The sequence below is a fragment of the Mesorhizobium sp. M2A.F.Ca.ET.039.01.1.1 genome (assembly GCF_003998035.1).
Lineage (GTDB): Bacteria > Pseudomonadota > Alphaproteobacteria > Rhizobiales > Rhizobiaceae > Mesorhizobium.
In genome coordinates this window covers 1-13,465 of record NZ_RZRY01000012.1, presented here as the reverse complement: position 1 = coordinate 13,465, position 13,465 = coordinate 1, and the positions used below count along the sequence as shown (strand labels likewise).

The following is a 13,465-nucleotide window of genomic DNA, read 5'->3' as shown; positions in this document are numbered from 1 at the left end:
CGTGGCGAGATCATGCCCGTCACGGCCGCAAGTGAGGTCTTGTTGCATGGACTGCTTGGGCTGCGGTTTCGAGGTTGAGCGCGGTTTCGCCTTCTGTCCGAAGTGTGGCAAGCGCCAGCCCGTGCCATGCGCCAGTTGCGGCTACCTTTGCGCACCTGATTTCGAGTTCTGTCCGAAATGCGGGGCTGGTGTCGGTGCGTCCGCAAAGGTCGTCGAGCGTCCCGCTCCGACACCAAGCCGGACCATTGTGCCGCCTTCTCGAACTCCGTCGCTGCTTGCGAACATCGAAAGCGAAGATGGGCTGCATCCCGCCTCCGACGCCGATCGCCGAACGGTGACGGTCCTGTTCGCGGACCTTTGCGGCTTCACGACGCTCAGCGAGCAGCTCGACCCAGAGGTCATGCAAGCGCTGCAGAACGACTTGTTTAAGGAATTGACGGCGGCCGTGCGAAACTTTGGTGGTTTCGTCGACAAATTCATCGGCGACGCGCTGCTCGCCTTGTTCGGTGCGCCGGTCGCACATGAAGACGATCCGGAGCGTGCGCTTCGTGCCGCTCTCGACATGATCGCCCGGACGGCGCGGCTCGGCGAAAGCACCTCCCACTCCGGCTCGCCTCTGTTACTCCACATCGGCATAAACACTGGTCCGGTCGTTACTGGAGGATTGGGCATCGGCACCGCCAAATCCTATTCGGTGACCGGCGACACGGTGAATACGGCGCAACGCCTACAATCGCTAGCCGCACCGGGTGAGGTGCTGGTCGGCGAGCTCACCCACAGGCTGACCCGCCATGCGTTCTCATATGAGTCGCTGGGCGATGTCGCGCTTCGCGGCAAGGCTGGCAGCGTGCTCGTCCATCGACTGGATGCACCGCTTGCGACGCCGCGTGCAGCGCGTGGGCTCGAGGCGCTCGGCCTGAGCGCGCCGATAATAGGCCGCGGTGCGGAGCTCAATAGAATGCTGGCCAGCCTTGACCAGGCGTGCGGCGGCTCGGCCCAGCTTGTCCGCCTTGTCGGAGAAGCCGGTATCGGGAAATCGCGGCTGGTGAAGGAGTTCGTCGCCCGCGTCGGCGACGAGGATCGTTTTCGCAACGTCGCCGTGCGGCAGGCGACGTGCTCACCGCTGGGGGAACAATCATTTGGCGCCTTGGGCGCAGTGGTGCGCAGCGCTGCCGGGATGATGCAAAACGACAATGGGGAGGAGATGCGAGGCAAGCTCGCAGGTTTGCTAACCGATCTCGGCCTGGAGGGCGAGGAGGCGGATCGGCTGATGCCTTTGATCTACCATGTGCTTGGCCTTGGCGACCCCGATGCCACCTTGCAGCATGTCGAGCCCGAGCAGTTGCGTCGGCAAATTCTCTACGCAGTCCGCACAATCATCGAACGGCGGCTTGCTTTATCGCCGCTGTTGATTGTCGTCGAAGACCTGCACTGGGCCGACGCCGCGTCGCTCGAGGCACTGCGTTTCGTGATGGACAGATTGGAACGCACGCGGTTGATGTTGCTGGTCACGCATCGTCCGGCGCCGGACAACGACCAGCTCGACTCAAGTCGGGTCAGTCACACAGCGCTCAGGCTTTCGCCGCTCAACAATGATGACGGACGCGCACTGCTGGCGGCGCTTTTCGGCGAGAGTTGGGTAAACTCAGCAGGAGGGCTTCCCGACCAGATCCTCGAGCGCGGGGGCGGCAATCCGCTTTTCGTAGAGGAAATCGTTCGCGGCCTTATCGACCGCGGTGTACTGATGCGCGAGGGCCAGCGATGGCGGACAGTGGCAGGCGAAGTCGCAACCGGCATTCCCGCCACCATCCAGGCAATGTTGCTTGCCCGCGTCGACCGGCTGCCGCACGAGGTGCGCCGGTTGGCTCAGGAAGCCGCTGTGATCGGCCCGCGTTTCAACGCGACCCTTTTGAAAGCCGTGACAGCCGACCCCGGCCGTCTGGAAGCCGGTTGCGAACTGCTTTGCGATGCGGAAATCATAGAGGAGGTAGCCGGATCAGGTTCGGTTTCGTCGCAAAGCTACCGCTTTACACAAACATTGCTGCAGGACGTGATCTATCAGAATCTGCTCCTGCAACGCCGGTCCGACATCCATGGGCGGGTCGGTGCCGCCTTGGAGCAACTGTGCGGCGACAAGCCGGAACGGCTCGAGGATTTGACCGCGCTCGGTCATCATTTCGCACAGAGTGTCGAGCGGGAGAGGGGCGCGCGTTACCTGCAGGCGGCGGGCGATCGCGCCCGCATGATATATGCCAACGACGACGCCCTTCGTTTCTACGAGCGAGCACTGACTGCGTTGGGCGCGACCGGGCAAACACCGCTCAAACTGGCAATCGCAGAGCGCATTGCCGACTTGAGCGGCCCGGCAGGCCGCCGCGACGTCGCGCACCAGCACTACGAGACGGTGCTGCAGGCATATCGCGCGTCGGCCGATCGCGTCGCTTCGGCGCGGGTTTTGCGCAAGATCGGTCGGCTGCTCTGGGACGTCGGCAAGCGGGACAACGCGGAATCGCGCTACGCCGAAGCGGCAGCGCTGCTCGATGGCGCCGATGCCCCGGTCGAGCAGGCGCATCTCTGGCAAGAACGTGGCCGACAGGCGTTCCGCAGCGGAGGCAACGCTCTCGCGGCAAAATGGGCGGACGCGGCGCTGGATTGTGTACGCACGCTGACAACCGAACATGTCTCCGAGGTAGGGCGTGATGCCACTCTTGTGACTGCCGAGGCGCTCAATACGAAGGCTGTCGCGTTGGCACGCCTTGGACGAGACCGCGAAGCCGTTGGCCAGGTCGAGCGCAGCATCGAATTGGCCGAAGCCGCCGGTCTAATGGGCACGGCTTGCCGCGGCTACACCAATCTCGGCGTGCTTTACACGACCATCGACCCGGCAAAGGCGATGGAGGTCTGTCGGCGCGGTCTTGAGGTGGCGCGCCGTATTGGTGATTTGGGATACCAGGCGCGCCTCCTCGCCAATCTGGCGGTCGCTTGCTGTACTTTCACGGATCGCTGTCCGACGGAGGGCGTGCCGGCCGCCGAGAAGGCCATCGAGATCGACCGGGCGCTCGACCAGCGCGAGCACCTGTCCGTACCGTTGATAGTGCTTGGGCAGATCCACCAGTGCAACGGCCGTCCGGAACTCGCGATTGGCTTATTCCACGAAGCGCTGGACGTAGCTCGCGAAACGGGCGAGCCGCAACTGCTGTTTCCGTGCTATGATGGTCTCGCAACGCTCAATCTCGACCTCGACAATCTGGCCGAGGCCGAACGCTACTTTTCCCTGGCGCAGGGTATATGCGCCCAGCACGGGCTCGACCCGGAAGGGCTTGTGGTGCTGCCTTTTCTCGACTAGCCGGGTTGGAGGTTGGCAATGTCAGCGCGCATTGACTTGATACCGCTTCAACCAGGCGATCGTGCGCCGAACGTGGTACTCGACGCTATAACCCAGGAAGGCAAGATCGCGCTCGACGATTTTCGCGGACAAAAACCGGTCTTGGTCGGCCTTTTCCGAGGTCTGCATTGCGCGTTCTGCCGGCGCCATATCGCCGCCCAGGCGCGGCTTGATCCGGAGCTGCGCGAAAAGGGCGTGGGAAGCCTGACGGTGGTCAACACGCCGATCGAGCGGGCACGTCTCTATTTCCGTTACCACCCGATGCCGAATCTGCTTGCGGCTTCCGACCCCGAACGCGCTTCGCATCGTGCCTTTGGACTGCCCAATCTCGAATTCACCCAAGACGAGACCAACTGGCCGTACAAGGTCTCGATGGCAGCGGCAAAGGATATGCGGGTCAACATACCAGGCGAGTTGCCCGGTCCCATGGATCCTTTTGCGGCCAGCGAGTTTCTCGACAATAAAGACCACTACGAAGTGACCGAAGCCGACGAGCAGATGATGGCGACGGGACACGGACAACTGATCGGCCAGTTCCTACTGGACCGGCAGGGGATCGTCCGCTGGAGCTTCACGGAAGTTCCGGAGGGTGGGCGATACATGTTCGCGGCACCAAGCCCGCGGGAGCTGATGTCAGCCGTGTCCCAAGTCGCCCAATAGACTTGCGAACGAGGCAGTCGGGCGGGACACCAAACAAAAAGCGGAAGCAATTTGTTCATTCGAGCGCGGCCTCGAGAACGGCAACAAAGTCATCGAGCGAGCGATCCCCGCGAATCTCGATGCGCGGAAGATCGATGGGATCGCAGTCGAGGTGCGCCGGCCCGTGTTTGCCGCCGAAGCCGATCCGATAGCCGCACTCTCTGGCCAACCGGCCAAGCCGTCGGTCGGTGACGGAGTAGGGTGCCGCGAACGCCGTGGTTGTGCGACCGGTCCACCGTTCGACGAACATACGAGAACGCAGGAGTTCGGCGGCAAGGTCAGAGCTCGACAGACCGTCGATCGCGCGATGCGTCGCCAGATGGCTTCCGAACAACGCACCTTCGCTGGCGAGGCTTCGCACCGTCGCGGCGTCCATAAGCGGCGTCGGCGGGCCGCTGTCGGCGTCCCATCTTGCACTTTCACCCACCAAGTCCGTCACCAGGAACACCTCTGCCGTCAAGTCGTTCGCGCGCAAGATCGGCCAGGCATGGTCGGCAAAGTTCTGGAAGCCGTCATCGAAGGTGATGAGCACCGGGCGGCCAACAAAGGGCTGGCGGTTGGCGATGGACTGTTCCAACTGCTCGGACCCAATCGCGTGAAAGCCATTGGCGCGCAGCCATGCCATCTGACTGGCGAACGCGGCGGGCGTGAGCCGAAAACGGGCAAGCCCGGCCGGACCATCATCGGCGACGCTGTGATACATGAGGACTGGGATATGCGGCCGCCGCTCGCTGCGGGCGACGTCGCGGCGCAAGGCCCGCGCCCCCCCCCAGACGACTTTTCGCGCGACCCCGATTTCGACTCGGGCGCGGACCGGCAAATGGTCAATCCTCGGTTCGGTCGCCACCTCGCCCGGCGACAGGCGGCGGAAACGGTCTATGCGATAGAGTTCGGTCTGGATCGAGTGCTCGAGGACCAGGCCCTCGGTTGCCGACAGCGTCTCCGAGATCGCTTGCGCACCGAATGTGTTCCAGTCGAAGCCCGTCCTTTTCGGATCGTCGCGCAGCACGAATGCGTGCGCGGTGACAAAACTGCCGCCAGGCGCCAACGCCTCGACGATCTTCTTAGCGATGCGCCGCAACTCATCGAGATCATCCAGGTAGTAGAGCACTTCCGAACAAAAGATCAGATCCATCCCGCCCGGCAGCGTGTCCGCATCGAAATCCAGCACGCCGAATTCAACATTAGACTGATCGCTGCACCGTTCGCGTGCTCGCTCGATGGCTATGGCGGAGATGTCGGTTGCGGTCAGATGACCCACGCGAGGCGAGAGCTGTCGCGTGAAATGGCCCTCAGCGCAGGCCAGTTCAAGCGCTCGGTCGATGTGGCCGGCAGGGAGAATTTCGAGCTGCCGCTCATATTTTTCCTGCTCATAGGACGAACCGTAGTTCCAGGGATCCTCGATCGCGAAATAGCCATTCCAGAACGACGTGCGATCGTTGTCGCGCCCATCCGCGGCCCGTGCATGGCGCGGCGCTGGAGGCGGCTCGGTGGGTTCGGCGTTCGACCGTACCAGCTCCACCGCTTTCGCGGCCAATCGCTCGAGTTTGCCGAAGTGGCTGTCCGGATCTGACCCGCGTGTCAGTTGGTCCGGCGCCACGACATTTGCGGTCAATTCAATCCAGTGATGCCTTGCCACGGTCCCGAGCACGCCAAACTGCACGCGAGCCTCGATCTGGGCGTCCCGCATCAGCCAGGCATAGATTTGATCGATTCCTTCCGGAAGTTGGGTCGCGGCTGGATTTCGAGCATCGACCCGAAGTCCAAGTGTCAGCGCCAGCCGTCGCGGCGCGGCGAGATCGTCGAAGTCGAGAAGCATCTGTTCGAGGTGATACTGGACGCGGCGAGCCGCGACGGAATTTTCCCAAACCTTTCCGAGCCTGGTGATCAACCCGGTGAGGGCGCCGCCGAACCTGTCCCATCTGGCAGCCAATTGCGCCGGCGCCGACAGGCTTCCTGCCATAACGCCATCCAAGGCCACCTCGGCGATCTGTCGCGCCCACTTGCGTTGCGCGGGGAGCGCGCGCAGGGACTGCGGGTCGATCGAACGCGAGCCGCTGCCGCAATCCGACGCGGCGTTCCACAACGCGAACCACGCGAGGGCTTCAGATGCGGAGCGGCCGATCGTCTCGACCGCTCCATTGGCGTGAGCCGATGCCGGGTGTTTGACCCTGGGATCAGGAGAAAAACCGCGGGCGATCACGATTTCCGCATCTGCCAGCACCTGCCTCGAATTACGCGAGAGCGAGTTGGGGCTGGTCTGATAGAAAGCCAGCGGCTCGTCGACCATCACCCAATTCTTCCCTAGCCGTGCGACGCGCTGCCACAGATCCCAGTTCTCGCAGGTACGCAGCGACACATCGAAACCGCCCAATTCGACAATTGTCTGCCGATCGACCAGGAGTGCGTTGGTCGGTATGGCACACTGGCGGGCGAATGTTTCGAAGGGCTGGATCGCAACCTCCGTTGGGATGCTCGACGCGGTGAGTTCGCCATCGGGCATCACGCGCTGGGAACCGCAATAGGCGGCCACTGCATCGGGGGCGGTTTCCAGTGCGGCCAGCATCTTCGCCAGGAAGCTGGCATCCACCCAATCGTCCGCATCAAGAAACATGAGCCAGTTTCCGCGCGCTGTCGCAATCCCGCTATTGCGCGCGCCGGCGGCGCTATTCGCACAAGACCTCAATGCCCGAAAACGGCTATCGTGCTCCGCATAACGGGCGGCGATCGCGGGGGTGCGGTCCGTGGAGGCGTCGTCAACGATGATCGCCTCCCAATTCACTATTTTCTGATTCAGAAGGCAATCGAGTGCACGCGCTAGCGTCACTTCGGCGTTGTGCGCCGGAACCACGATTGACACCAAAGGATTATGCACCACGCCGTCTACCCGCGCCTGGTTCGAAGGTAGGTCCCCATCAGCGCAACCCGCGGTCACCGGCATCATAACGGGTGCAATGGATATGGTAAACTGGCGTCTTTTGCAATCGCTGGGTGGCTAATCTTGCCGTGTGTATTTCCATTCAATTTTGGCAATGAAGCGCCTCTATTGGGCTCTGCGCTAGCAGCCGTCGCGGCTCTCGACCGCTGCAGCCATGTCGCGCTCGAGACGCTGCAAAAGCTGCGGGTCGGGAGGCAGATTCGCGAGATCGATCAACATGGCCCAGGACCTATGGGTTCCAGGCTTTTCCGAGCATCCGGCGGACCGATTCAGCCGGCGAGCGCAGGTCTCCAGACACGCCTCGGGAGCGCCCCAGTCGATTCCTTTAAGAAGAATCGCAAGCTCCGCCGGCCGACTACTACTAAGGCGGGGATGTCTATCATGATGCGCACGGAACCTTTCTCAAGAGCCAAGGTGAGGCCATGGAAAGCGCGTTCGATATAGTCCGCGAGCTGATGGCCGAGGTAGAGCCGACGGACCCTGTTTGCACCGTCCGCGATGCCGGGGCCATCAGATCATGCAGATCACAGTCGCAGGCGCCGATTCGACAATGCATGTAAAAAGAGGTGATCCATTAGCAAATGAGTTCGTTTTTCCCGAAACCTGACATCGCGCTGGTGGGGCTGAGTCACTGAGGTGAATACCCTATCCGTTGTCCCTAAGGCGGCAAGACCGTTGGCTGCTTCCAGACGAGACTCCAGGACGCCTTCTTAACCGGCAGCGGGACCTACCAACCCAAATCTCGGCGCATATTCCCTAGCGCGTCGATGCAGGTTGTAATTGGGAGGTTACAACGTGAAGACACTTTTGGGATGACCTGCCGGCTTGGCAGCAGCCTCTCAGGAAGGCTGATTTGCTAACCAGCGTAACCCCGTCAGACTGGGCAGGAAAGGTTCCGCCGGGTGATTTCGAACCCGAGCACGTCGACCGGCTGTGACGCATTGGCCGCATCTGGCCCGCGCCGCATGATTGATCGCGCGCGGGCGTTCATTCGGCCGATGCGTCCCGCTTGGCACCCGACCGCCTTGAGCCCGCGCCTTAGCCGCTACTTAGATCGTGAATAGCCGGCTGTAGACCGTCAGGCGTGATATCAACCGTCGCAAGCGTGATCGGCAACTTAAAACGACGGTGACCGGCGCTGCCCGGATTAAGGTAGAGCACACCGTCAACGGTTTTGAGTTTTGGCACATGGGAGTGACCCGACACGACCATGTCGATGCCGAGTGCCGCTGGTGAGACCTGAAGCGCCTTGAGATCATGAAGGACGTAGAAGGTTCGGCCTGCCAGCCGCACTAACGCCGTATCGGCGTAGGTTGAAGCCCACCGGGCCGTATCCACGTTGCCTCTGATCGCGGTAACCGGTGCGATCTGCTGAAGCGCGGAAATAACGTCAGGACTGCCAATGTCTCCGCCATGGATGATGTGGTTTACCCCGGCCAAGCGTCGTTCCGCCTCAGGCCTCAATAGGCCGTGCGTGTCAGAAATGATGCCTAACCTGAATTTCATTGTCGGCCATTATATGGTGAGCACATCGAGATCAGCCGCAATACGGCTGTTCGGAAATGCCCGCACGGCTTCCGCGAGTATTTCTTCGTCGGCATATCGACCAGAGATATGCGTAAGAGCGAGCTGCTTCACGTTGCTCATCGCTGCCAGAGATGCCGCCTGCGCAGCCGTGAGATGACCATAGTCGCGGGCCATGGTCGCATCCCGTTCCAGGAAGGTGGCCTCGATCACCAGAAGGTCGGCGCCGCAGACATGGTCCGCGAGATCATCGGTCGACTCCGTATCGCCGATGATGACCAGCTTCTTGCCTGCTTCCAGCGGGCCTAATACATCTTCGGGAGCAACTGTTCGGCCATCGACGAGGGTTATAGACCGGCCTTCTACCAGTTCCTTCCTGATTGGACGGTCTGGCACGCCCAGAGACGTGAGGCGCTCGGCGCGAAGGTGGCGGCGCGGTGGAGTCTCGAGCACGAAGCCGTAGCTATCGGTGTCGCGGTGACGAACCTGAAAGCAGTCGATCATGAATTCGTCCGCGTCGAAAAACCGGCCGGGCGTCAGCGGCTCGAGCTTTAGTGGGATCGGCGCTCGTCCTTCACCCCACAGACCAGCGAGCATGCGCACAACGAGGTCCAGGGTGTCCGAGCCTCCGTGGACGGTCAGGAGATCGTCACTTTGCCGCAACCGGAGTGTCGAGAACAGGCCGGGGATTCCAAGGATATGGTCGAAATGGGCATGCGTGAGCAACAGGCGGTGAAGACGCCTGAACCCGGCGCCGCTGCGCAGCAGCTGGCGCTGCGTGCCTTCCCCGCAATCAACCAGAATTCGGTGGCCTCCGGCCTCGATGAGCAGGGCAGGGTGATTTCGCTCGGCAGAGGGTACGCTGGCCGAGGTGCCAAGAAACGTCAGTTTGAAAATCATGGAGCCAGTCTAGCCCGCGAGCGGTAAGGCCTCAAAGCGGGCAAACAACGCTTTCTACCCGGGCAAGCCTGCCGTGGCTGTCTTTGACTATTTTGAGGCCACGCCCTGCTCAGACTTTATCCCGGAGGTTTGACCATCACCGTGGACGAGGTCGCGGTCCCGGTCATTGGTCCTGTCGGGCGTTTGGCCTCCGCCTCCCGGGTATCCCGCTCTTTGTCCTTCCGGGGTTTCGGGCCCGGCATGTCCCGCGATGATTTTGATCTCATATGCTTTGTCCTCTTCGGTCGCTCAATAAGCCGCCACATCCTGTTCAAAATGTGGGGTAAAATGCGGGCTTTGAAGACTAGGGTTGCGAAATCTGCAGGCGATTCAATATCGTAGCAACAGCGATGGCGGAGAGAGCGTCTTTCGAATTCCTGCTTAAACCATTGAAATTACTCGCATTTTCTTATGGCTGGTTACCCAGTTTGTTACACAGCCACGGATGACCGCTTTGCGCCTCCTACTGATGTTAGGCTCAGTTCCCCGCAGCCTGAAAGCGAACGTTGTGAGCCACACAGCTAGCAGACTTGCCCAAAGTTCATCCCGACTACGCAGCACTTCCCGTCTCCGGCATTGAGCGGTGTCGGAATGCCGGCTCCGCCATCAAACCACAGAACCATCAGGCACTGGGTGCCTCGCGCAGGTTTATCAATTCGGCCACATCGAGGATCCTCAAACTGCTTGCCACGCCAAGCGCGTCGGTGGCGGCCGTGTACATGACCTTGTCCTTGGGACAGGCGACGACAAAGATCTCAACGTTGAGGCCAAGCGCCTCGCGGATGCGGTTTTCGCTGGGTCGTTCCTTGACGCCGTCGTCGCCTTGCCAGATGCGTCCGCCGCCGGCGCCACAGCAGAAGGAATTCTCGCGGCAGCGCGGCATGTCGTGCAGTGTATAGCCTGCTGCCCTGATCAGGTCGCGCGGCGCGTCGAAGCCGCCATTGTAGCGGCCGAGATAGCAGGGATCGTGATAGGTCACCGTGGCGCCGTCGGCCGGGGCGATATCAAGCCTGCCCGCCGCCACCAGTTCGGCAAGCAGCGCCGTGTAGTGAAGCACCTCGAACGCGCCGCCAAAATGGCGGTAGTCGTTCTTCAGCGCGTTGAGGCTGTGCGGATCCGTGGTGACGATGCGGTTGAAGCTGCAGGCGCGGATCGCGTCGATGTTGGATTGGGCAAGTGTTTCGAACAGGCCTTCCTCGCCGGCGCGCCTCACGTCGTTGCCGCTGTTGCGCTCGGCATCGAAGAGAATGCCGAAATCGACGCCGGCGGCCGTGAAAAGCTCGGCGACCTTGCGGGTCACGTCCTGGACGCGCGGGTCGTAGGATGCGTAGTCGCCGACGAACCACAACACGTCGACCGGTTCGCTGCGCGCGTCCTTGACCGGGAAGCCGAGTTCCTTGGTCCAGCGCGCCCGCATCTTCGACGGTTTGCCCATCGAGTTCCCGAGGCGCGTGAGGTTCGACAGCGCGTCCTGGAGCATGGGGCTGACATGACCTTCATCGACCAGATGGCGCCGCATGTCGTTGATCTTGGGCAGATGCTCGATCTCGACCGGACAGGCCTCCATGCAGGCGCGGCAGGTCGTGCAGGCCCAGAGCGTCTCTTCGGCGATCACTCCGCCGACCAGAGGAGTTGACGCGTCGTTCGCCAGCGCGTCGCGCATATCGGTGATCAGCATCTTCGGGCTGAGAGGCAAGCCCGAGGCATAGGCCGGGCAGACCGCCTGGCAGCGTCCGCACTCGGTGCAGGACAAGAGGTCGAGCTGCTGCTTCCAGTCGAACTGGGCGAGCGAAGCCACGCCCGGACTCTCGCGATCGGGAGGCACGGCGGGCGCGGTCCCGGCCGCTTCGAGGTTGCGAAAATAGATGTTCGGCGCGGCCAGGAACATGTGCCGATGCTTCGAGCCTGGAATATAGATCAGGAAGGCGAGGATGGCGCCGATATGGACCCAATAGGCGATCCGCTCCGCCGGATCGGCGGGAAAGCTCAACGCACGGAGCAGATCGGCTATAAGCGACGCGACCGGCCGCCATGAGCCGTCGGCACCGCCGAGGATCCGTGCGCCGGCCTCGATCAGCAGGGATGAGACGATGAGCAGGATGAGCACATAAATGATCGCCGCATCGGTTCCGCTCGAACCCCTGAACCGCGCCGGCTTCAGGATATAGCGCTGGTAGACGGCCAGGCCGAGACCCAGCAGCATCAGCACCGCGAACAAATCCTGGAGCAAGGCGATCCAGCTGTCGCCGCCAACTGGCGCGAGTGAAAAGCCGGGAAACAGGCGTGAGCCGAACGCCTCGACCGTGACGGTGAACAGGACAAAGAACGAAACGAAGATCAGCGCGTGCAGGACCCCCGACAGCGGCTTGCGAAGCATCTTGCGATGCAGCCCGATCGCGATGGCGACGCCTTCAAGGCGGCGCCAGGGTTGGTCGAAACGGCTGGCGCCCGGCGCCTGCGCCAGCGCGGCGATGTAGCGGCGGGAACGCCAAGCCGTGAGCGCGGCGGCCGCCAGCGTGACGGTCCATAGAATTGGCGTTTCGCTCATATCAACGGCCGGACGCTGCCTGCAGCCGCTCGCTCAGATTGGCGACGAGATCGAACAGGTCGCAGGTCGCGCCGAAATGGGCGACGTTGAAGATCGGCGCCTTGGGGTCGGTGTTCACGGCGATGATAAGGTCGGACTTCGACATGCCTTCGAGGTGTTCAGGCGCGCCGGAAACGCCGAGCGCCAAATAGAGCTTCGGCTTGACCTTCTGGCCGGACTTGCCGACCTGCCGCACCTTGGGCAGCCAGCCGCTATCCACCACGGGACGGCTGCCGGCGATCTCCGCGCCAAGGATGTCCGCCAGCCCCCGCGCGATGTCGATGCTGGCCTCGTCACCGATGCCGCGACCGACGCAGACGATCCGCTCGGCCGTCGTGAGGTCGACGCTGTCATAGCTGGGAACATCGACGCGCACGAGACGGACTTTGCCCTCGGCGACGATTGACGTGGCGTCAGAATGCTGCACCCTGGATGCATCGACCACACGCCGTTCGGCCTCGGCAAAGGCGCCGGGATTGACCATCAAAATGGCCGGCAGGGGCACGCTGCATTCGGCGAGGATCTTGCCGCCATAGACCTGCGCGATAATGGTTAGCCGGTCTCCGTCGCGGTTAATTTCGTTGATATAGGAGACCAGCGGCCAACCCGTGCGCGCAGCGAGATCGCCGGCGACGTCGAGTCCATTGGCGGAATAAGGCACCAGCACCAGGCCGGGCTCTTCGGCGGCGACAGTATTTGCCAACAGCCGCGCGTAGGATTCGGCGGCGATAAGCTGAGAGCCGCTCGCTGTCGCCGCGACGAGCCTGTCGGCGGCGCCGAGATTGGCGATGGCGGGTTCCGGATCCTGCCCGGCGAAGAAAGCGACGACCTCGTCACTCGCCGTGCCGGCCGCAAGCGCCGCAGTGATCATTTCCAGCGAAAAGGGCTCGAGCTTGCCGAATGAGCCTTCCGTGCAGGCGACAATTCGCATCGCTCAAACCCCCGCAAAACCTTTGGCCGCCAGGATGCTGGCCAGCCTTTCGGCGACATTTTCGGGATTGTCTCCCAGGTTTTCACCGGTGCCGCGCTGTCCAGGCATTCTCAGCGCGACGATCTCGGCCGATCGTTCGAACCTGGCAGGTTCGGACGGCGCCTTGCCGATGGCCGTCTTCGACGCCTCTCGCAATTTGCTTCCCGAAACATAGCGCGGCGCTTTGGAAGCGGTCTGCACGCCGATCACCGCTGGCAGCGTAATCTCGTAGGTCGCGGCGATGCCGCCGCCGCGTTCCTGCGTCACCCGAAGGGCCGAGCCCTCGATGCCGAGCCTGCTCGACCCGGAGACATGCGGCCAGCCGAGCAGGGCGCCTATATAGGGCACAAGCTGGCCGAAGAGATCCTCGGTCGACTGCACGCCGCACAGGACAAGGTTGGCGGCCTTCGAGCGGGCGAGCGC

8 protein-coding genes are annotated in these 13,465 nt (G+C 62.4%); 2 read left to right on the top strand and 6 right to left on the bottom strand.

All coding sequences use genetic code 11. From position 1 onward, the window contains the following. The first annotated feature begins 46 nt into the window (after positions 1–46). Entirely contained in the window at positions 47–3,346 is a 3,300-nt protein-coding gene (locus tag EOA24_RS02575; RefSeq protein WP_126081353.1) for an adenylate/guanylate cyclase domain-containing protein, read from the top strand. An 18-nt stretch (positions 3,347–3,364) separates the two neighbouring features. Continuing rightward, positions 3,365–4,045, top strand: a complete 681-nt coding sequence (locus EOA24_RS02570) for a redoxin domain-containing protein (RefSeq protein WP_126081354.1) — start codon at positions 3,365–3,367, stop codon at positions 4,043–4,045. Between the two features lie 55 nt (positions 4,046–4,100). Here the strand turns inward: EOA24_RS02570 and EOA24_RS02565 are convergent, their stop codons facing one another. The 6 genes from EOA24_RS02565 to EOA24_RS02535 all read right to left on the bottom strand — a co-directional run. Then, a complete protein-coding gene (locus EOA24_RS02565) occupies positions 4,101–7,028 on the bottom strand; it encodes a trifunctional glycosyltransferase/class I SAM-dependent methyltransferase/polysaccharide deacetylase (RefSeq protein ID WP_245466952.1) in 2,928 nt (975 codons plus the stop codon). 1,032 nt (positions 7,029–8,060) lie between these two features. Then, complete coding sequence (locus EOA24_RS02560) at positions 8,061–8,528, bottom strand: metallophosphoesterase family protein (RefSeq protein ID WP_126081355.1); 468 nt, start codon at positions 8,526–8,528, stop codon at positions 8,061–8,063. Between the two features lie 9 nt (positions 8,529–8,537). Continuing rightward, positions 8,538–9,443, bottom strand: coding sequence for a ribonuclease Z (locus tag EOA24_RS02555; RefSeq protein ID WP_126083721.1), 906 nt, complete (start codon positions 9,441–9,443; stop codon positions 8,538–8,540). A 664-nt stretch (positions 9,444–10,107) separates the two neighbouring features. Next, complete coding sequence (locus EOA24_RS02545; protein ID WP_126081356.1) at positions 10,108–12,033, bottom strand: (Fe-S)-binding protein; 1,926 nt, start codon at positions 12,031–12,033, stop codon at positions 10,108–10,110. A gap of 1 nt (position 12,034) precedes the next feature. After that, positions 12,035–13,003, bottom strand: coding sequence for an electron transfer flavoprotein subunit alpha/FixB family protein (locus EOA24_RS02540; protein WP_126081357.1), 969 nt, complete (start codon positions 13,001–13,003; stop codon positions 12,035–12,037). Between the two features lie 3 nt (positions 13,004–13,006). Next, positions 13,007–13,465 (bottom strand): hypothetical protein (locus EOA24_RS02535; protein WP_210213577.1); only part of this gene is annotated, 459 nt, incomplete at its 5' end.